Annotated in this window: 20 protein-coding genes; 10 read left to right on the top strand and 10 right to left on the bottom strand. The window is 61.6% G+C overall.

All coding sequences use genetic code 11. From position 1 onward, the window contains the following. Window positions 1-172 precede the first annotated feature (172 nt). Window positions 173-1,126: a M56 family metallopeptidase gene (locus ATN37_RS08905; protein WP_003944922.1), complete on the bottom strand. Its 954-nt coding sequence runs from the start codon at window positions 1,124-1,126 to the stop codon at window positions 173-175. A 25-nt stretch (window positions 1,127-1,151) separates the two neighbouring features. Then, window positions 1,152-1,565, bottom strand: coding sequence for a BlaI/MecI/CopY family transcriptional regulator (locus ATN37_RS08900; protein ID WP_003944876.1), 414 nt, complete (start codon window positions 1,563-1,565; stop codon window positions 1,152-1,154). A gap of 191 nt (window positions 1,566-1,756) precedes the next feature. Between ATN37_RS08900 and ATN37_RS08895 the strand changes: the two genes are divergently transcribed. Beyond that, window positions 1,757-4,330 carry a bifunctional lysylphosphatidylglycerol flippase/synthetase MprF gene (locus tag ATN37_RS08895; protein ID WP_042450926.1) on the top strand — a complete coding sequence of 858 codons (2,574 nt, stop codon included), beginning with the start codon at window positions 1,757-1,759 and terminating at the stop codon, window positions 4,328-4,330. A gap of 10 nt (window positions 4,331-4,340) precedes the next feature. Here the strand turns inward: ATN37_RS08895 and ATN37_RS08890 are convergent, their stop codons facing one another. Genes ATN37_RS08890 through ATN37_RS08880 form a run of 3 tightly spaced genes read right to left on the bottom strand, consistent with a single transcriptional unit; the run spans window position 4,341 to window position 7,737 of the window. Beyond that, complete coding sequence (locus ATN37_RS08890; protein ID WP_003945031.1) at window positions 4,341-5,192, bottom strand: ABC transporter ATP-binding protein; 852 nt, start codon at window positions 5,190-5,192, stop codon at window positions 4,341-4,343. Beyond that, window positions 5,189-6,280, bottom strand: coding sequence for an iron chelate uptake ABC transporter family permease subunit (locus ATN37_RS08885; protein WP_003944960.1), 1,092 nt, complete (start codon window positions 6,278-6,280; stop codon window positions 5,189-5,191). Before ATN37_RS08885 ends, ATN37_RS08890 begins: the two co-directional genes overlap by 4 nt. Next, window positions 6,277-7,737: an iron ABC transporter permease gene (locus ATN37_RS08880; protein ID WP_073512408.1), complete on the bottom strand. Its 1,461-nt coding sequence runs from the start codon at window positions 7,735-7,737 to the stop codon at window positions 6,277-6,279. The genes ATN37_RS08885 and ATN37_RS08880 overlap by 4 nt, the downstream gene beginning before the upstream one ends. Before the next feature lie 202 nt (window positions 7,738-7,939). On the opposite strand from ATN37_RS08880, the gene ATN37_RS08875 reads away from it, so the two are divergent. Both ATN37_RS08875 and ATN37_RS08870 read left to right on the top strand, forming a co-directional pair. Next, window positions 7,940-8,722, top strand: coding sequence for a hypothetical protein (locus tag ATN37_RS08875; RefSeq protein ID WP_003944809.1), 783 nt, complete (start codon window positions 7,940-7,942; stop codon window positions 8,720-8,722). Window positions 8,723-8,958: 236 nt separating this feature from the next. Beyond that, window positions 8,959-9,387, top strand: a complete 429-nt coding sequence (locus ATN37_RS08870) for a PaaI family thioesterase (RefSeq protein ID WP_003945020.1) — start codon at window positions 8,959-8,961, stop codon at window positions 9,385-9,387. 83 nt (window positions 9,388-9,470) lie between these two features. Here the strand turns inward: ATN37_RS08870 and ATN37_RS08865 are convergent, their stop codons facing one another. Next, window positions 9,471-10,886 carry an NAD(P)/FAD-dependent oxidoreductase gene (locus ATN37_RS08865; protein ID WP_165639264.1) on the bottom strand — a complete coding sequence of 472 codons (1,416 nt, stop codon included), beginning with the start codon at window positions 10,884-10,886 and terminating at the stop codon, window positions 9,471-9,473. A gap of 411 nt (window positions 10,887-11,297) precedes the next feature. Here ATN37_RS08865 and ATN37_RS08860 point away from each other — a divergent pair, with 411 nt between their 5' ends. Beyond that, window positions 11,298-12,095 (top strand): metalloregulator ArsR/SmtB family transcription factor, encoded by a 798-nt coding sequence (locus ATN37_RS08860; protein WP_080726673.1) that lies wholly within the window; start codon window positions 11,298-11,300, stop codon window positions 12,093-12,095. A 451-nt stretch (window positions 12,096-12,546) separates the two neighbouring features. Here ATN37_RS08860 and ATN37_RS08855 read toward each other — a convergent pair whose 3' ends face one another. After that, on the bottom strand, window positions 12,547-12,828 hold the full coding sequence (locus ATN37_RS08855) for a hypothetical protein (protein WP_042450929.1): 282 nt from the start codon (window positions 12,826-12,828) through the stop codon (window positions 12,547-12,549). Between the two features lie 52 nt (window positions 12,829-12,880). On the opposite strand from ATN37_RS08855, the gene ATN37_RS08850 reads away from it, so the two are divergent. The 5 genes from ATN37_RS08850 to galE are packed head-to-tail and all read left to right on the top strand — an operon-like array spanning window position 12,881 to window position 18,277. Then, the gene (locus ATN37_RS08850; RefSeq protein ID WP_165639265.1) at window positions 12,881-14,968 is read left to right on the top strand and encodes a glycosyltransferase; all 2,088 of its coding nucleotides are present in this window, start codon (window positions 12,881-12,883) and stop codon (window positions 14,966-14,968) included. A gap of 46 nt (window positions 14,969-15,014) precedes the next feature. Beyond that, window positions 15,015-15,287 carry a PqqD family protein gene (locus tag ATN37_RS08845; RefSeq protein ID WP_007732082.1) on the top strand — a complete coding sequence of 91 codons (273 nt, stop codon included), beginning with the start codon at window positions 15,015-15,017 and terminating at the stop codon, window positions 15,285-15,287. 7 nt (window positions 15,288-15,294) lie between these two features. Further along, window positions 15,295-16,173 carry a hypothetical protein gene (locus tag ATN37_RS08840; RefSeq protein ID WP_230359874.1) on the top strand — a complete coding sequence of 293 codons (879 nt, stop codon included), beginning with the start codon at window positions 15,295-15,297 and terminating at the stop codon, window positions 16,171-16,173. After that, a complete protein-coding gene (locus ATN37_RS08835; protein ID WP_054781625.1) occupies window positions 16,152-17,282 on the top strand; it encodes a nucleotidyltransferase family protein in 1,131 nt (376 codons plus the stop codon). Before ATN37_RS08840 ends, ATN37_RS08835 begins: the two co-directional genes overlap by 22 nt. Next, window positions 17,279-18,277 carry a UDP-glucose 4-epimerase GalE gene (gene galE, locus ATN37_RS08830; protein ID WP_054781624.1) on the top strand — a complete coding sequence of 333 codons (999 nt, stop codon included), beginning with the start codon at window positions 17,279-17,281 and terminating at the stop codon, window positions 18,275-18,277. The genes ATN37_RS08835 and galE overlap by 4 nt, the downstream gene beginning before the upstream one ends. Before the next feature lie 7 nt (window positions 18,278-18,284). Here the strand turns inward: galE and ATN37_RS08825 are convergent, their stop codons facing one another. Beyond that, a complete protein-coding gene (locus tag ATN37_RS08825; protein WP_256933198.1) occupies window positions 18,285-19,112 on the bottom strand; it encodes a hypothetical protein in 828 nt (275 codons plus the stop codon). A gap of 671 nt (window positions 19,113-19,783) precedes the next feature. Between ATN37_RS08825 and ATN37_RS08820 the strand changes: the two genes are divergently transcribed. Beyond that, entirely contained in the window at window positions 19,784-20,833 is a 1,050-nt protein-coding gene (locus ATN37_RS08820) for a diguanylate cyclase (protein WP_256933197.1), read from the top strand. Here the strand turns inward: ATN37_RS08820 and ATN37_RS08815 are convergent. Next, window positions 20,822-21,295, bottom strand: coding sequence for a DUF5709 domain-containing protein (locus ATN37_RS08815; protein WP_003945009.1), 474 nt, complete (start codon window positions 21,293-21,295; stop codon window positions 20,822-20,824). The two genes, ATN37_RS08820 and ATN37_RS08815, sit on opposite strands and share 12 nt — an antisense overlap. Window positions 21,296-21,368: 73 nt before the next feature. Next, window positions 21,369-22,544, bottom strand: coding sequence for a lipase family protein (locus ATN37_RS08810; RefSeq protein ID WP_054827626.1), 1,176 nt, complete (start codon window positions 22,542-22,544; stop codon window positions 21,369-21,371). Window positions 22,545-22,614: the final 70 nt, after the last annotated feature.

Raw genomic sequence — 22,614 nt, 5'->3', positions numbered from 1 at the left:
GCACATGTCACCTGGCAATCCGAACGCATACTGCGGGGAATTGGGCTGTGTGCCGTTATATGTTGACGGACCACGATGGTGGCCGTGATCCACTCTACGCCACCGGGGACACCGAAGTCAGGTAGCCCCGCCTGTGACCTGCACTACTACACGGGGTTACGCAGGTCAAGACTCAGTATGCGTTGAAAAGCAGTCGAAGTTCGGTGAGCCAGGGCACAGCCACCGCAACCGTGGGAACAACGAGAATCGCGACCGCCCCGAGATACGCAAAAACTGCGATGCGGGGATCTGCGTCGTCGGCCGAGAGGCGTTGCACTCGGATGAGCGTCGACGGCCCGCCCGCTGCCATTGCCCCGCGGGGTGCCGTCGATCCGGCACACGCGACAAGCGCCCGCGCGAGGGGAGTGGGACCGGTAGCCCGCACGGCTGAATCGTCGGCGAGCAACTCCACCAGTAGCTGCACCGATCCCAGGGCCGACTTGCTACGAACGAAACGGGGGAACGCGTGGTTGACGGCAGTGAAAGCCTCGAGGACCAGATCGTGACGAGCTCGCAGGTGGGAACGCTCGTGCGTCAGGATGGCTTTGACCTCGGCATGATCGAGGTTCTGCAGAGTGCCTTGACTGAGAACCACGCGTTGACGCAGACCTGGCAGGCAGTATGCGATCGGTTCGTCGACGTCCAGTACCCGCAGATCGGGTGTGCGTTCCACTGACGCAGGCATGGCGCAGTCGTCGAGAAGGTCCACCAACACACGGTGACGTGCACGGCGACGTCGGGTTCTCACAGCGACCTGGATGATCGAGAAGATCAGCTTCGCGCCGATCAGGAGCGTCAGGGCAAAAACAACCACGTACAGAATCCACAGCGGGAGCCCAAGTGCATCGATTTCGGCGGTCGGGGCCGTCGTCGGCCTACCGTCAGCGCCGGGAACGAGCAGCTGGCTGGCAATGGCCAGCCCCGAGCTGAATGCCGACAACACCGCAGCAATTGCGACGGCTTGCCACAGAACCAACGCCGCGCGTGGAGCGCGGTAAGGCCACGTGGAGCGGCTCAGGAGTGCGGGAACCGGACCGGCCAGCAACAAGGCAAGCAGTCCGAAAACCAGTGCAGTAGTGGCGTTCATGTCCTACACATCATGCACGACGAAATCAGTTCGGCCTAGAAATTCCGGGCTGCGCAGCCTTTTTCGCGGACTCGCGCACCTCGAGGGCAGCGAGCGCCTCGCGGAGAGCATCGGCTTCGTCAGCATTGACCTGTCCCACGAAGTGGACGAGCGCCGCAGCGCGACCGCCGGACTCCGGAGCCTGGGCCAGCGCGTCGACCATCAGACTCGCGACCAGTTCTTCGCGCTTGTTGACGGGAAGATAGCGATGTGCGCGATCGTCACGCTGCTGAATCACCAGATGCTTCTTCGCCAGGCGCTGCAGAACGGTCATCACCGTCGTGTACGCCAATTCGCGATGCGTCGCGAGTGCTTCATGCACCTGTCGCACAGTTTGCGGTTCCGATGTGGACCACAAATGATCCATCACCGCGCGTTCGAGTTCACCTAGACCTGCCATTCTTCGATTCTACGGACTTCCACGACGAAATACGTACTACTGGTAGTAGTAACCACCTCGGTGGGGGTGTGGTATTGGCCATAGTGATCTGCGTGACGGTTACGGTGGTGTGAGACGACGAAAGTCCCGACAATGACGATGCCCGATAATTGCAAGCCAACAGTCGATCCGCAGAAAGTAGCCGCACGTAGATGACGATCGACAGTTCGCCGGGCACCGAAGAATCGACATCACGGGCGCGGGTAGTCACGCAGAAAGCTGCCGGCATCATCCGTTTCGGCATTCGCGACGCACCGTTGACGGTCGTTCTACTTCTCACCATGTGGATCGTGGGTGCCGCAACCGGCAGCCTCGTTCACGGACCGTCCCGCGATCTCGAGCACACGATCGGTGCCGGAATGGGCTCGATCCAGCACGGCCGCATCTGGACTCCGCTCACGTCCGTGCTGTGGGCAGGAAACCTGCTCGGGTACCTCGGCGCGACCGTGCTCCTGATCGCAGTCGCCGCACCCCTCGAACGCCGAATGGGAACGATCAAGCTTGCGATCGCCGGCGCAAGCACTCAAATCTTGGGAGTCCTGCTCGGGCTCGGCTGGGCGTCGTTTGCGAAGGTGTTCGATTCCAGTTGGGGATTCCGCCTCCACGTGGGCTCCGCGGTCGGAGCCAGTGCATGGATCGTCGGCGCTGCGATGGCCGCCAGCTCGAACATGGGCACCCTGTGGCGCCGTCGCATTCGCGTCGGAACTTTGGCGTTGACGATCACTTTGGCCTTGTTCAGTGGTCAGCTGCAAGACGTCATCCGATTCTTTGCCGCTGTGGTGGGTTTGGTGATCGGTCAGTGGATCGTCGGACGATCGGCGCGCGGTGAGCGCATCGCCGGGACACAGCGAGAGGGTCGCGTCCTGGTCGCCATCGTCGTCGCGGCGAGTGCGATCGGCCCGATGATCGCCGCATTGTCCCCGCAGGCGGTCGGCCCACTCGCGGTCCTCCGTGACCTCTTCCGCGGAGTTCCCTGGACTGTCGCCGAGGTTCGAGAACTGTGCGAGGAGTCCTCGTCGGATCCGGACTGCCGACGAGGACTCCTCGAGCTCAGACTCTCCGGTATCGGCCCGACTCTGCTCTCGCTGATGCCGTCGATCTTCGTTCTCGTGTTGAGTGACGGGCTCCGTCGTGGCCGCAGATTCGCCTGGATTGCGACAGTGTGTGCTCAGGTAGTCCTACTCGTCCTCTCGATCGGGAACTTCGTCATCAGGTTCGTCGACGCCGTCGACAGTGACAGCTTGTTCTACGGAATCAGCGATCCGAACGTGTACCGAACTCTGGTGCCGTTCCTGACACCGCTCTTCGTACTGATCCTGCTGATCGCGACACGTCGATACTTCGACGTCGCGGCCCCGGCCAAGACATACCGACGTCTCGGTGCTGCGATCGTGACCTTGCTCGCGGTCCTCGCCGTGATCTACGTCGGCGGCGGAATGCTCGCCAGGCACGGGTTCGATCGCGAGCCAACCGTAACGATGTTGCTCGCGGACTTCCCTCAGCGCCTTGTACCGCCCGTGTACCTGCAGTTGATCGATCCGCGTCTGCTTCCCGTGGACATCGAGTCGACGTTGCTCTTCGAGTGGACCGGCGTCGTGTTCTGGGGCGTCGCCGCCGTGTTGGTGTTCGTGAGTTTCCTCAAGCCGGTCAAGACCGCCGATCCCAAAGCCGCCGAACGAGCGCGATCCATGTTGATCGCCGGTACCGGCAGCCCGTTGTCCTGGATGACGACGTGGAAGGGAAACACATACTGGTTCAGCGCGGACGGTTCGAGTTACGTCGCGTATCGCGTCATCGCCGGTGTTGCTCTCACAACCGGTGATCCGGTCGGTCCTCCAGATCGCATGCGCACGGCGATCGAGGAGTTTGCCGAGTTCGCGTCGTCGAACGGTTGGATTCCCTGCTTCTATTCAGTGACCGACGACGCCCGAAGCATCACTGATTCCATGGGCTGGAGCGGCCTGCAGGTCGCCGAGGAAACCGTGCTCGACCTCGGACAGGTCGCGTTCACAGGAAAGCGGTTCCAGGATGTGCGAACAGCACTGAACCGGGCGAAGAAGTCCGGGATCACGGCCGAGTGGATTTCCTTCCCTCATGCACCTCTCGCGATCAAGGATCAGATAGTTGCGATCTCGGAGGAATGGGTGGCGGACAAGGGGATGCCCGAGATGGGATTCACCCTCGGCGGACTCGACGAGGTCGACGACGAACAAGTGCGGTGCCTGATCGCCGTCGACGAGGATCGCACCGTGCACGGTGTCACGTCGTGGCTACCGGTGTACCGCGACGGCAAAGTCGTCGGGTGGACACTCGACTTCATGAGGCGACGCTCCGAAGGATTCCGTCCCGCGATGGAGTTCCTCATCGCCTCCGCTGCACTGAAATTGGAGGAGGAGGGCGTCGAGTTCCTCAGTCTGTCCGGTGCACCGTTGGCAACAATCGCCGGTGACTCCGAGAGGAATGCGAACGAACCGGAGGCCACGACTTTCTCGGCGATGATGGACAGCGTGCTCGACCTACTCGGTCGCACCCTGGAACCGGTGTACGGATTTCGTTCGCTGTTGGCCTTCAAATCGAAGTTCCAGCCTCGGTACGTGCCGATGCACATGACTTTCGCCGATCCAGCCGCGTTGCCGAGCATCGGGAACGCGGTCGGACGGGCGTACCTGCCGACCGTGACGATCGGTCAAGGATTCAAACTTGTTCGGACGATTCTGGGTCGCTGATTCGCGATCGTCACGCAGGCTTTGCCGGCCCGCCGACGGCGCCGAACACGTGCCGGGTACCGATCGGAACGATCAGCGGCCGATCCGAGACGGGATCGTCGATGACCGCAGCTTCGAGACCGAACACCTCGAGCAGAAGTTCCGCGGAAATGATGTCCTTGGGGACACCAGAAGCGACGACGGCGCCGTCGCGCATCACGATCAGATGATCGCTGTATCTGACCGCGAGATTGAGGTCGTGCAGCACCATCACCACGGTGCGCCCCATTTCCTCGTGGAGTTGATCCACCAGGTCGAGGACTTCCATCGAGTGCGCGAGGTCCAGATAGGTAGTCGGTTCGTCGAGAAGCAGAATGTCGGTTCCCTGGGCGAGAGCCATCGAGATCCAGGCTCGCTGGCGCTGACCGCCGGACAATTGATCGACGGGTCGATCGGCGAGATCCGAGACACCGGTCAGCTCCAGCGCTTCGGCGACCTCGCCCTCGTCGTCCGCGGACCACTGCCTGATCCACGACTGGTGCGGGTGGCGCCCACGTGAGACCAGATCGGCGACCGTGAGTCCTTCGGGCGCAACCGGAGTCTGGGGGAGCATTCCGAGCACCCGTGCGACTTCCTTGGTCTTCATCGAACTGATCGCCTTGCCGTCCAGGACAACCGATCCGCCCTTGGGCTTGAGCAGACGACCGAGCGCACGCAGGAGCGTCGACTTGCCGCAACCGTTGGGGCCGATGACCGTCGTGATCACGCCGGTGGGGATCTCGAGATCGAGTCCGTCGACGATGATGCGGTCCCCGTACCCGAGCGTCAGGTTCTTGGCGACGAGACGCGAAGGAGTATCGGTGGACTGGGCGATGGTGGTCATGCTGTGACCTTCCGATTGTTACGAACCAACAGGTAGAGCAGGAACGGACCACCAAGTGCGGAAGTCACGATTCCGACGGGGAGTTCCACAGGCAGAATTGTTCGAGCGATGACGTCGCTGCCGACCACCAGTACAGCACCGGTCAGCGCGGACGCCACGATGGGCGGGCCGGCAGAGCGCACCAGACGCATAGCGACCTGTGGCGCAGCCAGGGCGACAAAGCCGACCGGACCTGCTGCGGCGGTTGCGATGGCGGCCAGCGCCACGGCGGAGAGCAACAGTTTGGCCTGCGATGATTGCAAGCGAACACCGAGAGAGGTGGCGTTGTCGTCGCCCAACCGCAGCGCTCCCATGGTGAACGAAGCGATCACCGCGTAGCCGCCGACTACCGCGACAGCGATGGCTACCGGCCACATCTGATTCCAGGTGGCACCGTTGAGCGAACCGTTGAGCCACACCTGTGCGCGGGAAGCATCGTTGATGTCCGCCGAGATGAGAAGCCATCCCGTCGCTGCCACGAGCATGGCGTTGATGCCGATGCCGATCAGGATGAGGCGGAACCCCTCGACGCCCTTGCGCCACGCCAAGGCGTAGATCACCACTGCTGTCAGTAGGCCGCCGCAGAGTGCAGCCAACGGAATCCCCAGTGTGGCAAGCAGTCCCACGAACGAGCCACCCCCGCCGAGTACGATGAGTGCCACTGCGGCGGCACTCGATCCAGCCGTGATTCCGAGGATGTCGGGGCTGGCGAGGGCGTTGCGAGCGATCGTCTGGGTGACCGCACCGGCAATGCCGAGTGCCATACCGATGAAGAGCGCGGTGAGCGACCGAGGAAGTCGAAGGTCGAAGACGATCAGGTTCTGTGTCTTGCTGCCATTGCCGAGCAGGACCGAAATGACATCGGGGATCGAGATCGGATAGTCGCCCCGTCCGATGTTGATGCAGAGCAGAAGGAAGAGTGCGACCGCGAGCGCAATGCACACCGACACCGCGAGTGGACGGTAGACCAGCGAGAATCCACCGATACGAATCGACTTACGTGAGGGGACGGTCCGGGGGAGTACCCGGAGTTCTTGCTTGAGCGTCACAGACTTGCCAACTTCCTGCGGCGTACGAGAGCGATGAAGAACGGGGCGCCGAACAGGGCCAGGATGATTCCGACCTGCAACTCGCCGGGGCGCACGACTACGCGGCCGATGATGTCCGCGGTGATCAGCATGACCGCACCGAGCAAGCCCGCGTACGGGACCAGCCAGCGGTAGTCGGGTCCGGTGATGGCCCGGGCCACGTGGGGGACCACCAATCCGATGAACGCGATAGGTCCACACGCTGCGGTCGCGGCGCCGGTCAGCAGGGTGATCGCGATGATGCCGAGTGTGCGACTGAACGCGATGTTCGTTCCCAACGCTTTTGCGACGTCTTCACCCAGGCTGAGGACATTGAGACCAGGCGTACTCGCCAGGGCGATGACCAAACCGAGTATCAGGAAGGGGAGGACCTGCCAGAGAACGTCGAACCCGCGACCGGACACCGACCCGACTACCCAGAAACGGTAGGCGTCCAGACTGGTCTGGTCGAGGATGATCACGGCATTGGTCATGGCTTGCAGGAAGAACGCGACGGCTGCGCCCGCCAGAGCCAAACTCAGAGGACTCGCGCCGCCGTTTCCGATGGAGGACAAGCCGAAGACGACGATGCTGGCGACGAACGATCCTGCAAACGCGAACCAGAGGTACTGACTCGGGGCGGTGAAGCCGAAGAGATAGATCGCCATGACTACGAAGAAAGCCGCGCCGGCGTTGAGGCCGAGTAGTCCGGCATCTGCCAACGGGTTACGCGTGTGTCCCTGAATCAGGGCGCCGGCGATACCGAGTGCGATGCCGACGACAAGACCCAGGATGGTCCGCGGAGCGCGCAATGTTCGCACGATGATGTCCGTCTGGGTGCCGTCCGAACTGAAGATGGCGTGGAAGATCTCGGCAAACGTCAGCGGACGTGCGCCCACCGCGATGCTCGCGAGCATGACGAGCGCGAGAAGAACCGTGAGCACCGCGAGACCGATCAGCCGGCGTCGACGAGTTGCCCCGACGCTGTTGTCGCGCGCGAGTTCCTCGAACCCTTCTTCGCGCGCCGTGCTTTCACGGACCACCTCGATACCGGTTCGATCGAACGGCCTGCGCAGAGCCCGGCGAACACCGATGGGCTGCTTTGTCTTCGCGTCACGCGTGACCAGACCTACCCATCCCTTTCCCGAGGTCCGGCCTGTGGCACCTTCGCGGAATCCCAGGTTCCACACGAGGAGACCAACGGCAATGGCTATTGCCGTCCCACCGAACACTGCGCGGTCGGCTTCGCCGCCACCGTTCTCGTCTCGGAGCGACTGAACGACGTACCAGCCGACGAGCAACGGAAGCAGGAACACCCCCGCGTCGAAAATCCCAGCTAGAACACGCATTCGGACAGGAGCCGGGCCGCGCGGCACTATGCGCCGTCCGTACGTCTCGCTGGGTCCTCGGGGATGTCCGTTCCCGAGCGGTTTGATCATCGTCACTGGCGGTTCGAGCTCCTGGTCTTTGTGCGCAGGGAATTCGCATCTTAGGTTACGGAACCCTATGTGGGTGTGCTCCCTGCGGGGCAAGTTCCTGTGAATATGCGGTGCCCAGCGTCACAGTTCTTTACTCTTGAATTATGGTGAGGCTAACCTACATTAAGAACCACAAGACAACTTCGGCCGATTGGAGTGCACGGTGACAATCACCTTGACCACCCAGCATGCGGATGTTCGTGAATTCGAACTCCGGTCGAACGCATTGAGCCGCACCAGCGTTCGCCTACGAGCACTCAACCCTGACTACCCGCGCGTCTACGCGGTTGCCGCCATGTCAGGTGAAGGCAAACGGCGTTGGTGGCAGTTGAGTGAAGGCTTGTGCGGGGATCGGGTGCATCAGATGTTCGCCCGCTCGCTCCAGGATCTCGACAGTGCCGAAGCTGCGGCGATACAGGTCGCAACATCACTGATTCACGCTGTGGTCGGCAGGGTTGCCGCATCGATCGTCTCCGAAGGTGCCGCTTGGGATCCAGGCCTCGAGAACCTGTTCATCCACATGGACAGCGACGGCGGTATCGACTGGGCCGGGGTGATCGACGAAACTCTGCGAGTTGCGCCGAACGGACGGGAGTCCGGCAGTGACGGCGTCGTCGACATGCCGTGCGAAGAAGCGCTCCTCGTCTGGACCGCGCACCGTTGCCTGACCTCGCTACGGGCGATTTACGACGCCGTCTCCAGGTGTGCGCCCGTCGACCAGTTCAGATTCTGGGGCTTGGTAGGGGAGTCGATCCTGGGCGCAGCGGCATATGTCCCCATCTTGGCCGGCGGGGGCGAATCAGCCGCTCAGCGCCGCGGGCAGGGGCTGCTGGACGCTTTTGTCGCCGCAGGGCTGCCCGTGCGTGCACGCCGCAAGGTCTCGCTGCGTCCTCGTTGGAACCAGTTCGACGAAGGGCTTGCTAAATTAGGTCAGCCTTGCCTATGATTGTGGAACACCACGCGGAGAGTTACACCCCGCGAGAGTGACGAAACTGCCGGACCGCGCCGGAGTCCTGAGGGCTGCAGAGACTCCCGGTCCTTCCCACGGCGGGTTTCACATCGAATGATGTGAAACCCGCCGGTTCTTTTTCCAGACCTGATTCCAAGCTCGAGTTACCTCTCGTGTAATCAGGTAGGGAGTGGCAGCCACACCGGCGCCAGAGAATCACAGATGGAGATGGCATGGTCGACACTGCTGAGACCGCAGAGATGATGAAACGGCTCGGAACGGGCTTCGACGCCACCATCGGCCTGGAATACACCGAACTGAGCCCAGATCGCGTGCGGGCGCAATGGACCGTCAAGCCCACGCTGCACCAGCCCGCCGGGATACAGCACGGGGGTGTGTACTGCTCGGTGGTGGAGTCTCTCGCCAGCGTCGGTGGCACCGTGTGGCTGGGCGAGCGAGGACACGTGGTCGGAGTCAACAACAACACCGACTTCCTGCGCGCAACGCGGGAGGGCACTCTCACCGCTGAAGCCACCCCGATTCATCGCGGACGCACCCAGCAACTCTGGGAAGTTCGCATCACCGACGAGAACGACCGACTCGTTTCCAAGGGACAGGTTCGCCTCGCGAACATCACCGAGGTGGCGAAGATCGGAAACTGACCACGCGGCAGTCGATCGAATGACGGAGGGCGGCTGCGGAGTTGAACTCCACAGCCGCCCTCCGCCGGTCACTCAGGTGTTGATCAGCCGGCGGCCTTCTGCTGCTTGTCGGCAGCCTTCTTGGCTTCGCCATTCGAAGCGCTGCCGGACTCCGTCGCTTCCTTGTTCTTCTTCTCCAACTCGCCCATCGCGTTTCGCGCGAAGACCTGCTGCTCGGTGGACGCCATCTGAGCACGGCCACGCCCGAAGAACGTCACCGCCCATGACAACAGCGTCGAGGCACGGGAACGGAATCCGACGAGGTAGAGGAGGTGAATTGCCAGCCAGGCAACCCACCCGATGAAGCCGCTGATCTCGAGCTTGCCCACCTTGGCTACCGCGCTGAAGCGCGAGATCGTTGCCATACTGCCCTTGTCGAAGTACTTGAACGGAACTCGTTCCGACGGGGACTTGCCGTCCAGTGACGCTTTGATCTGCTTGGCCGCGTACTTGCCACCCTGCATGGCAACCTGAGCCAATCCGGGCAGCTTGTCGAGCGACATCATGTCGCCGATGACAAAGACGTTGGGGTGCCCGGGCAGAGACAAGTCGGGATTGACCATGACGCGGCCGGCGCGGTCGGTTTCTCCGCCGCTCTGTTCTGCGAGCTGCTTGCCGAGGGGGCTGGCCTGCACGCCGGCGGACCACACCTTGCACTGCGACTCGATACGGCGAAGCGTGCCGTCCTTCTCCTTGATGATCAGACCGTCGTTGTCCACGTCGGTGACCATCGCGTCGAGCTGGATCTCGACGCCGAGCTTCTCGAGCGTCTCGGCAGCCTTGCGGCTGAGCTTCCCGCCGTACACGGGCAACACGGCAGGGGCGCCGTCGAGGAGCACGACGCGTGCTTCACGAGGATCGATCTTGCGGAACGCGCCGTCCAGCGTTCGACGGGAAAGCTCGGCGATCTGCCCGGCCAACTCCACGCCGGTGGGGCCGGCGCCGACAACGACGAAGGTGAGCAAGCGCGCACGCTCGGCGGGATCGTCCGACAGTTCGGCCTGTTCGAAGGCCCCAAGGATTCGTCCGCGCAGTTCGAGGGCGTCGTCGATCGTTTTCATTCCGGGGGCGAACTCCGCGAACTGGTCGTTGCCGAAGTACGACTGACCGGCACCGGCTGCCACGATCAGACTGTCGAACGGCGTAACAGTGACGCGTTCGAGCAGGCGCGAGGTCACGGTCTGATTCTCGAGATCAATGGTCTCGACCTCACCGAGCAGTACCTGTGCGTTCTTCTGCTTGCGCAGCACCAGTCTCGTGGCGGGAGCGATGTCACCGACCGAGAGGATGCCGGTCGCAACCTGATAGAGGAGCGGCTGAAACAGATGGTGGGTTGTACGCGCGATCATCGTGATGTCGGCATCGGCTTTTTTGAGAGCCTGAGTGCCGAACAATCCTCCGAAGCCGGAACCGATCACCACTACGCGGTGGCGGTGCGGTTCAACCGACTGGATGCTCATTCCGTACTCCTCGAGTTTTAGGCGACAGTCCTACGGTAGTCCCACCGCGGCCGAGCTTCTCTGCGAGCAGTCCGACGCGCGCCGGTGTGTCCGAATCGATCAAGCGGCCTCGAGGGTGATCACTCCCGAGGTGATCGGCTTGGCCGGACCCCGGGGTGATCACCACTTTGTCGAGGTGTCAGCTACTGGCGGACGGACAAGATGAACAGTGCGATGCACCCGCCGACGAAAACCAGGATCGACAGGGCCACCGAGGCATACCCGACACCCACTCCAATTGCTGCCCAGTCCATGTGCCCAACCTCTCTTACGGTGTAATCCGGGATTCAGATCACATCTGCCTAGAGACATCACACCTCATCTGTCCCAACTTTCGAAACCCGGCACGCCCAACCGTTGACATGCAAGTAAATGCTTGCATATTGTGAAGTTGTGAACGACCGGATGAATGCAGCCTTCAAAGCACTGGCCGATCCCACACGAAGGCTTCTCCTGGACCGCTTGTTCGTAGCCAACGGTCAGTCGCTCGGCGAGCTGTGCGACAGCCTCGACATGAGTCGGCAAGCTGTCACTCAACACCTCACCATGCTCGAGGACGCCAATCTGATCAGCACGGTCCGACAGGGGAGGGCGAAGCTTCACTATCTCAATCCCGTTGCGCTCGAGGAGATTCGAGAGCGGTGGATCAACAAGTTCGAGGTACCGCGCCTTCGTGCGCTCAGTACCGTCAAAAAAATCGCGGAGGAAGCCATGACCGACAAGCCCAGTTTTGTGTACGTCACCTACATTGCGAGCACGGCGGACAACGTCTGGAAAGCGCTCACCGACGCACAGGCCACCGCAGAGTATTGGGGACACAGCAACGTCTCCGACTGGCAGCCGGGATCGACCTGGGAGCACCGCCGGATCGACGGTTCGAACATTGCCGATGTAGTCGGCACCGTAGTCGAGAGCAACCCTCCGTCGAGGTTGGTCACCACCTGGGCTGATCCGAACGGCGAACCGGGCGTCGACATCTCTCGGGTGAGTTTCGACATCGAAGCCTTCGGCGCGATCGTGCGACTGACCGTCAAGCACACCGATTTGGCGGACGAATCGGCTCGCATGGAGGTGGCCGGTGGATGGTCGGCGGTGTTGTCGAACCTGAAGTCCTACCTCGAAACCGGAAGCACTCTTCCGGTGGCGCCGTGGGAGATGCCGGTCGGTTGACGGTTGTCGACCGGGACAAACGAGTCCCCTGAACAGGAGGAGATCGCCGTACGTTTGTCCGAACAGTCGGCCCAGTCCGGACTCAAATTCGCATAACCGTCAAATATCGGCGCGTTCAGTCTGTAAAGTTGCCAGAAGGATGCTAGCGTTTTGCCCGACATCGAGTGAGGACGACCTCGTCTCGGACGCATGGGAGAAACGCTATGGGCGGCGACGCTTTTCAGAATGTTCCAGTTGATCGACGCAAGTTCGTCAAGACAGTTCTAGCGGCCTCGGCGGTAACTGTGCCAGTCGTGACGTCGATCAGCCTCGGTGGTGCGGCGCCGGCCTTCGCAGCCGGTGACACGCCGAATCTTTCCGGAGCGCCAAGTCGTGGCCAGCAGAATCCGAATCAACCAGGCGGCGAGCAACCAGGCGGGAATCAACCCGGTGGTAATACTCCGGGAGGGAATCAGCCGGGCGGAAACGAGCCGGGCAATCCCGGATCATCGGGAAGTTCGGGATCGTCAGGAAGTTCGGGTAGTTCCGGGAGTTCGGGACCGTCCGGAAGTTCCACAGGTTCCGGATCAACCGGTAGCTCGTCAGGTTCGGGTGGAACGACGACCGCCAAACCCACCGGGCCGACAGCGCCGACGGAGCCGACCGTCCCGACTGTGCCAACCGTACCGACGGTGCCGACCACTCGCACCGAGCCGACCTTCCCGACCCCTCCGACCCAGCCGACAAATCCCACGGAACCTACGTAGCCGACACGACGCGACTGGTTCCGAGGGGGAACACCGACGATGACAGAGTTCGACGTCGCGCTACACCGCGCGCTGAAGAAGTTTCAGAGCGCGGGGTCAGTTCAGGTGAAGGAGACTCCGCCACACGGAGAACCGGCCGATCTGACTGTCGCGATCGCGACCTACGACGATTTCGACGGCGCGTACTTCACGATCCACTCGATCTTGGTCCATCATCGCGAGGTTCTGGACAGAGTCGAATTCGTCTTGTTGGACAACAACCCCGAGGGGTTGCCGGCGCCGATGCTCGAATCGTTTGCCGGTTACATCGATCGGTTCCGCTACATCCCGTTCACCGACGTTCGATCGACTGCGGTGCGGGACGTCCTGTTCCGCAAGGCCACCGGAAAGTATGTCCTTGTCCTCGACTCTCACGTGATCTTGGCACCGGGATCGTTGTCGGCGTTGCTGGCGTATTTCGATGCGGACCCGGAAACCGACGATTTGATCCAGGGACCGATGCTCTCCCAGGATTCCTCGCACATCGCGGCCACCCACATGGACCCCAAGTGGCGCAACGGGATGTTCGGCTCGTGGGGAGTTGATCCGCGAGCGAAGCAACACCCGGACGTGCCTTTCGAGATCGTCATGCAGGGCCTCGGCTCATTTGCCTGCAGGCGTGAGGCGTGGCCGGGATTGAACTCGCACTTCACCGGATTCGGAGGTGAAGAGGGGTACATCCACGAGAAGTTCCGGATCAACGGCGGCAAGGTCGTCTGCCTTCCGGCTTTCGGCTGGCACCATCGGTTCGAGCGCCCGGCAGGCGTCCCATATCGAATAAACTGGGAAGATCGTGTTCACAACTACCTGCTCGGTTGGACTGAGGTCGGTTGGGACATCGATTCACTCCATCGTCAGTTCTCCGAATACCTCGGTGATTCGTATCCCGAGATCCGTCTCCGTGCGGAGCTGAGCGTCCAGAAACCCGAGTTGGCCTTTGGTGGAGTGATCGTTCTCGGCGACGACGGCCGAGTCGCTCCGTGGCGTTCATGCCTGGCGGAGGCCGAGTCGATCGAACTGACCGTTCACCGTGCCATTCCGTCGCAGGACGACGCTCCGGATGTGTGGAGGACTGCGTCTGCGTTCGTCGCCGGAATCGACAAGGCCATTCTGTTGGCCTGGAAATCGGTAGTTTTTCTGGACGAGGCTCGCGTGATCGAACCCGCGGTTATGTACAAGCTACGGAACATCGTCGACGACCTCCCGGCCGAGGCCGATACGGCTGTCATCCACGCACACGGCGAAGATCTGGTCGGAGTTGCACTGATTGTTCGCGCGGCGACATACGGAACTTTGCGAGACGAACTCTCACGAAGGATCAACGGACCCGTGCCGTCCGACTTCTCACTGGCGGCTTATCTGCTCGAGCGAGGCGCAGTCGACGTTGTGCTCGATCGCCCACTGTCGCCTGTCCGCGTAGGGGGAGAACCCAACCCCGTTGTCGAGGATTCTGAGTCGGACCTCGGTGTTGCCGTCGTGAATCTCGATCTTGACATCGACAGATGGAAAGCATCCTGGCATAGATTCATTCGCTTACCGCGCGTAACAGCGGTGGAAAGAGTGTCGGCTTTCGAGGACGCGATGAATCAGGACGCGGCCTTTGCCGTCTCGTGGCGTCGTGCGCTCGCTCGGGCGACTGAGAAGGGCTGGGATTCGGTCCTCATCGCTGCTGACGACGTCAGTTTGCTGGATGCCGCCGCATCGATCCTTGGCCATGCCCGCGAAGAGTTGGATCACGGCGATTGGGATGTCGTCCACCTCGGACACGACCCGAAATCGAGGGACGGAGCTCTGCTCGACGGTTCGGCACTCTTGCGCACCAGTCCTGAGAACCGTGGAGTCCACGCCGTTCTCGTACATTCGCGCGCCTTCGAGCGAATTCTCGACGAGATTGCGGATCCGGAGTCAGATCCCGAAGCATTCGGACAATGGGCGGGTCACTACCGAACTCTGGGCGACTACCTGGTGGATGCGAGTGCCGGGGGAGCGCTCACGTGCCTGACGCTGTCGCCCGGCATCGCCTCCACACGCAGCCTGATTCGTTCGGGCGCAATCGAATCCGAATACTCACGACGCTTCGCACTGTGAGACCACCACCGAAACGAAATCGGATTCGCTGAATCAAGGAGATATCTTGACCGAACTACTCGAAGGTGTGAGACCGCAACGCTCTCAGACGGTGGAGAGCAACGATCTCACCGACGGTGTTGTGCTGTACGACAGCTCCAGCGAGGTTGCCCATCACCTCAACCCGGTCGCGACGTTGGTGTGGGAACTGTGTGACGGCCGGACCGTCAGCGAAATTGTCCAGGCCGTGGCAGAAGTGCTCGAGATCCCTGACGACGAGGCGAAGTCGGTAGTCAACGAGACGTACGGACAGCTGAGCACCTCTCGTCTGCTGGTGTGAGAATTCCGTGACAGGCAACCACGTACCACAATTCCGGGCGCACTACCTTTGGGTTGACGCGATTGTGCGCGGTTTCCGCATACCCGAGGTCGGTGTCGTCGAGCATCGGATTGCCAGCCCGTGGCCTGCGGACAACAACGTCGAAGTTCGGATTCAGCGGAATCGAGCGACATTCGGTCGCTGGGACGTCACCATCGAATCGACCATCGGCGGCAGCCTTGAAACGCTGATCGGTCTGGACGGTCTCCAGCTCGCGGAGAGCGTGTACCGCACGGTGCACCGGGATGTCATGACGGCCGCGCACGCCCGACAGTGGACACGCCTGCACGCCGCTCTGGTCGACTGCAACGGTGTGAGAGTGGCGATCGCCGGGCATTCCGGGGCGGGCAAGACCACCTTGGCGCTCGCCCTTGCCCTGCGGGGTGCACAACTGCGTGCTGACGAAGGCGTCTTCATTCGTGGTACCGAAGCTGTGGGCTTACCACGGCGGGTTCACCTCAAAGCCGGTACGTTCGACGTCCTCCCGGAGATCAAAGCGCACGATTCGCTGTATCTTCCGTACGCCCCGCCGGTGTGGGCGTTGGACCCGTCAACCTTGCCTGCTGAACGAAACGTCAGCTCGGCGGTTCGCGGAATCGATCTGGTGCTGATCCTCGATGGATGGGACGAGGCGCCGACTCGACTCGCTCCGATGCCCGTATCCCAAGCGATACAGTCGCTGGCCGGGCAATCCGCACTGTGGTCCGACAATCACGGAGTGACCCTGAGAAACATCGCTGCTCTACTCTCGAATGCCCCGTGCTACAGACTGATTCGACATCACGGCGATACCGGCGCCGACACCGTGGAGGAACTGGTGGCGTCATGCGTGACACCCGGTACCTGATTTCCATGTTGAAACCCGAGTGTGGGGCCGACGTCATCCGCTTGTGTTCGCAGCAGGATTGGCCCAGAGTCATCGACGCCGCTGTAAGGCACAAGGTATTGCCATTGCTCGCCTCCCGAGCGGTCGAGGCCGGCTTCGCATCGGTCCTACCTGCGAGCTTCGCGGAAATGCTGTCGGAATCCTCGGCCACCGCATCGAGTCCGGAATTGACGCTGAGCCTTGTCCATCACCGAAACACCATAAGGATCTCGGACCTCGACGCGCAACGAGTGGAACTGCAAGAGTTGTTACACAGCAACGGCTTTCCGACGGTTGCACTGAAGGGTGCCGCCCTTCTCGAGCGAAGAATCTGGCCGAACCCGGCAGCTCGACGGATGACGGACATCGACCTTTTGGTCGTCGACCCTGCACATGCCGTTCCGGCCAACGACGCGATCCTCGATTTCGGCTACCGAATGGTCCGCCCCGACGAAGTGGACTCCGACTCCATCGATCACGACGATCACCAGGAACCGGCACTCCTTCGCGACGACCGTCATGGCTCCGTCGAAATCCATTCGCACTTACTTCCGAGGTTCGCCCGTCACGCGCTGACCCGGGAGGCCGCGGTCCGAGGAATCAGCTCGGAGGCGGAAGGATCCCGCCTTGCGATGGCCGACGTGACGCTGCACGTCATCGCTCACGCGCGGCTTGCCGATCGGGCCTTGATTCGAGCCGATTTGTCGTTGAACAGTGTCTTCGACGTGGGGTACCTGCTCACTTCCGAACCGGAACTCGCTGTGACGCTCTCCAGACGCCAGTTGCCACGCGATGTCCGTCGGGCGGTGAACGTCCACTGGGCGGCGGTGGAATCGATCTTCGGCGTCAGTACCGGAATGACGACCTTCCCGGCGCATTGGTGGTGGCGATGGACGCTGTGGTTGGCGGATCGCCCACGCCTGCACTCGCTCTACCGCGATCTGGTCATGGTGCCGCTCTTTCTCGACCGTGATCGGCTTTCCATCCGGGACGGGCGCGACCTACGTGGATGGGACTTGGCGCGCTCACGCGTGTCCCACTTCGTCCGTCGTGCGAGGACTGCCGTCGAAGATGCCGGGGGAGCGGCGTGAAAGTACTGATCACGGGCGGAGCGGGATTCATCGGAAGCACCGTAGCGTCGAAGTGCGTCGACGCCGGGATCGATGTCGTGATTCTCGACAACCTGCTGACCGGCCGCGCCGAATTTGCGCACAGATTCCCGTTCTACTGCGGCGACATCGCGGACGAGAAACTGCTCGACAAGGTATTCGCAGATCATTCCGATATCGATGCGACAGTTCACTGTGCGGCCTTGATCGTGGTCGGAGATTCCGTGAGTAGCCCGGCGCGGTACTACGAGAACAACGTATCCAAGTCGCTGACGCTGGTATCGAGTGTCCTTCGGAACGGGTGTGAGCGCTTCTTGTTCAGTTCCTCTGCGGCGGTGTATGCGCCGAGCGACGGTGGGTGTGTCGACGAACGTTGGGGGATCGCACCGCAGAGTCCCTATGCGCACAGCAAGGCTCAGTTCGAAACGATGCTCGACGACATTGCGGCGGCCACTGAATTATCGGCGATATCTCTACGCTACTTCAACCCGGTCGGGGCAGATCCGGATCTGCGAAGTGGTACACCATCGGCACGCCCGACCCACGCACTCGGAAAGCTGTTCGAATCATATTCGACAGGAACGCCTTTCAGGGTTACGGGAACGGATTGGCCGACGCGCGACGGATCCGGAGTGCGTGATTACGTTCATGTCTGGGACCTTGCAGACGCTCATGTTCGAGCACTCGAAAGGTTCGACCGGGTCACCGCTGATTCATCACGCATGACTGTGGTCAATCTGGGCAGCGGGCGGGGGACGACGGTGTGGGAGCTGGTACACACATTCGAGAACGTGCTCGGCGAAGATATCGACGTGGTCGCTGCCGGCCGACGCACCGGTGACACTGCCGGCGCTTATGCGTCGAACGATCGTGCGTTGCGACTACTCGGGTGGGTTCCGACATTCACCCTGGAACAGGGGATCGAGGACACCGCGCGGTGGCTGGCAGTGCGGCCGCACCTGCTCAACTCGGTGTAGCCGAACGTCAGCCCGTCGGGTCGTCGTCAACGGTGATGTTGTTGCTACGTAGCCAGAAGGTGGCGTCCGGATCCCACCCGGCGAGCACGGTGGCCCCCGCGTTGGCCGACAACGGGATCGCGATGCCTGGCGTGGTCAGATAAGCCATCATGGTCAGGTGCACGGCGTCGTAATCTGCAGCGACCGAAACCCAGTCCGGAATGAACCAGTCACGGTATTCACCGGTCGTGTCGTACCACACGGAGCGACGTGAAGCGGGCACTGGCAGGGGATAGGTATCGACCAGATTCGCCCAGTCCTGCGGACCGGTGATCTCGTAGATCCGGGGCGCGCCGTAGATCCTTACCGGCTGCACCCGCGCCTCGTTCGAGGAGCTGTCTTCTTCGAGAAACACCCCGAGCGCCCCGATACCGTCGCGGGCCCTGGTTGTTTCGGTTGTACCGTTGGCAAACGGGATAGACCACCATTCGCCTCCGATGTGACGGTCCGGATCTTCGATCTGGTATTCCAGAAACTGACGTTCGTTGTCGAGTGCCTCAGCACGCCACTGTTCGAGGCCGTCCTCTGCACGGTAAATCCGCAAGGGTAGGTCCGACCAGCCGTAAATAGGGTTTCGCTTTTCAACCAGATTCTGGTTCAGACGGTCGATCGGCTCGGTCCACCAGGCAGTGTGTGGGGAGTCGAGTAGTGCTTCGGCAACCGGTCGCAGCGCCGCTGCGACATCCGGCCGGACGAAGATCAGGTCTTCTTCGTCCGGCGGCTCCCAGTAGCGTGCAAAATCTACGGCATACGCAAGACAGTGCAGAATCTCGAGCTCGGACATTTCTGCTGGCATGCGTAACCGACGTTCGCACAGAAGCGACGGCCACGTGGTGAACCGAGGACGAGTGCAACGGAATCCATGTGGGTAAAGCTAGCGGACAAGCTGACGGGGGACGTTCGAATATCCTTTACTTGACATAATGTAGATTATCGGCAAATTCTCGACCTGGCGATATCCGGCTCACGCCTGGTTCGTGCAACCTTCCTTGTTTCCGCCCACCTATGTCTGTCTGCCGGTACATTTGCCGGCTTTCCTGCGTTTCCGTCCTAGATCTGCGACCGGCTTGCACGACTCGACCATTGCGACTCCGCGGTCGCCGGCTGAATTGGTACCGATCACCGCCTGGCCTCGCCGGCGACTGCGGCTACGCCGCGCGACCTGGACGTCAGGAACGACCAATAAGTGCTCTGATGTGGATTGATGCCGATAAACACGTCTCACCGACTTCCGGCTACCCCACCTCAATTCGTCACTGTGACGTATTATGGTCGACAGGCTGGAGGCGAGTTCAGTTCCATTGTCATCGCCACGGACTACTATCGCCGCATGTGTTGTATTCGACCGGCCGCTTCTCATGGTCAGTGGCCGCGATGAGCGACACACCCAAGGTCGTGCATCGCTGGCTCGCAGTGCCAGACCAGTTTGACCGATTCACGCGATTCTTGCGCGACAACGGAATTCTGATGCCGACTCGGATAGGCATCGGCGTATTGGTTTTCCTCCTGGGTATCACGATTCTGCTGAAGCGACTGGGCACTCATTCGGTACAGACCATCGGATTTCCGTTGGACGTCGTCGTCGCAGTGCTTGTGATGATCGGCGGAATTGCCCTGCCTGTCGTAGCGACCACCCGTGAAAGGTCGTATTTCTTCGTCGTTGCCGGGGACTTCGCCGTTGCGGTGATCGTGCTGGCTGAGGCGAATCCGGATCAGAGATTGCTCGGATGTCTCGTCTTCGGGCTCGTCGGCTCGTACATAGCCTTCTTTCACAATCTTCGAACTCAGCTGTGGCACCTGCTGTTTTCCGGGGCGGTCATCGTTGTTGCCAGCATCGGCGTGTTCACCGATGTACCTTCTGGCCTTCCAGACGTCCTGGGGCGCATTGCCTTTGCCATTCCTGTCATCACTGTCATACCGGTGGTCACGCAGATTGCTCTGGCGCTACTGAGCAACGACGCTCAAAGCTCAGAACTCGATCCGTTGACGGACCTGCTGAATCGGCGCGGACTCGCACGGCGGACTTCCGAACTACTGCAAGCGAAATCCAGCCTCAACCAGTCTTTGCTGGTGGTGGTGATCGACATCGACAATTTCAAACACTTCAACGACACCTACGGTCACGACGTCGGCGACCGAGTCATACTGCGCACGGCCTATCGACTACACGACTGGGCCAGATCGGACGCGGCGATAGCGCGCATCGGCGGTGACGAGTTCGTCGTCGTTCAGATGATGCCGTTGCCGTACGTCGGCGATCTACTGGCCCGGATCGCGCCCATCATGAACTCCCCTACAGGCGAACCAATCTCGACGACAAGCATCGGCATAGCCATCCACAACGGCGCCTGGCCGGACGTACAAGCAGCAGAAAGTGGCGTTCACGATCTACATCGCCTCGCCGATTCGGCGATGTACGAAAGCAAGAGAATGGGTGGAAATCACGTCCACTCCATCGTTCTCACCGATCAACAGCTACAACAGCCACAACAGTCAGGCGGTCGTTCAGTCCTCTGAATCGTCGATCAGATGCATCGCGGCTTCCTCTGCCGACGCTGCGCCGCCGTCGATTCCGACGTCTCCGGCAATGAGTTCACTTTCCTCGTCCTCGTATCTGCCCTCGTCTTCGGCAACGAGACGCCCGACCCGACGGTTACCCACTTCGTCACCGTTCGGGAATTCTTCTTCCCGTTCGAATTCGTCGGCATCGGCGGGATCCTTCAAAGGATCTCCGAGCGACGCGTACGGATCGGGTTCTTCTTCGGCCAGGCGCTCGTCGAGGGTCTCCCCCGCTGATTCCTCGCTGCCGGTCAACCCGTGGGCATCAAGTCCCAGTGGGCGTTCCGGTGGTGAGATTCCCTCGTCGAGAATGTCGTCGACGCCTCGATCGATCAGAGTGTCTTCAGGTTGAAGCTGGTCGTCGGGATCGAGACTGTAATCGCCATTGCCGGCCGCGCCGGTGTCATCCGTGTCGCTCATACGATCAACGATGCCACGGGCACACCGAGTTGGCCATGTGCCGCGCCTGCTCGATACGTCACTCCGGAGACATTCAGCACGAACGCGGGGCCGGCACTCCGTCGAATCGGTCCTGTAGGTACTCGAATGCGGTGGGCAGACCGAGGACCGCAGTGGTGAGGTGGTCCGGGCTGGGGAACAGTTGGGATTGAATCGTGGCTCCGGCGGCGCAGTACCGCGAAATCGTGTTGACCACCGAATCGATGGGGATTAGAACGTCGTCGGGCGTGTGCCATTCGAACACCGGGGCAGTCGGCACACCCGGATAGAGTTCGACGCTGTTGTCGTCCATCACCTTTCGCACTTCAGGGCTGGACAGCAAGGATGTCGACGTCGACACCTGAGAGGCACTGCGCCCGGCACCGACCCTGAGGATGTCGTTGGTGCACGCGTTGGTGAGTTCGGCCCGCATCGACCGTCCGAGGTCGTTGAGTTGGTTGCTCAGCGGCAGTAGGTCGGGATACTCGCGTTCGAGGCCCATGGCTGCGGCGAAGGCGAGGCCGAATGCCGGGTGCGGATCCTGTCCGAGGCCGTTTGCCATCTTGGACAGATTCATCGGGACGCCGCCCTCGGCTACACCGACAAGGTTGACCTCGGGTGCGTAGCTCGGGGCCAGTGCGGCCGCCCACGCGGTGGCCATGCCGCCGCCGGAGTAGCCGGCAATACCGACAGGGCTGGCGCCACTACGCAATTCGGGGACTTTCTGAACGGCGCGGATACCGTCGAGCGTGATCTGTCCGCCCAGGCGCGCGGCGCCGTACGCACTGTTGGGTCCGAGATGGTCGGGAAGGGCAATGGTCCATCCACGTTGCAGCGCGACGTTGAGGATGGGCGCTTCACGGATGACGATGTTGGGATCCGATGCGTAAAGCGCGCGAGACGGCGCACATCCCGTACCGAGTGCATTGACGATGTGCTGATACGAGAGCAACGGGCCGTCTTGTGCTTGATTCGGCGGGACCAGGATCGTGCTGACCGCGGCAATAGGCTTGTTCTCGGAGTTCGTGGACCTGTAACTGACCTGCCAGATCGCGACGCCGGGAAAGGTCATCAGGTCAGGGGCCCGGCGCACGGAGATCGGCGTGCCGGCGGTCCCCTCGGCCGCTGCTTGCGAATAGAACGGGTCCGGGTCCGGTGCCGGATATGCGGGATCGGCCTGTGCAGTCCCCCCGGAGAGCAATGCGGCAGTCAGTGCAGCGGCAGTCAGCATCGATCCGGTAAACACGCGTGTGGTTCGCAGTTTCAACGTTTTCCCCTCGTCCGGACCCACCCGGGGTCCA

The sequence above is a fragment of the Rhodococcus sp. MH15 genome (assembly GCF_019266045.1).
GTDB lineage: Bacteria > Actinomycetota > Actinomycetes > Mycobacteriales > Mycobacteriaceae > Rhodococcus_F > Rhodococcus_F qingshengii.
Note: the sequence above shows the minus strand (reverse complement) of the source record. Positions and strands in the feature narration are given on the sequence as shown.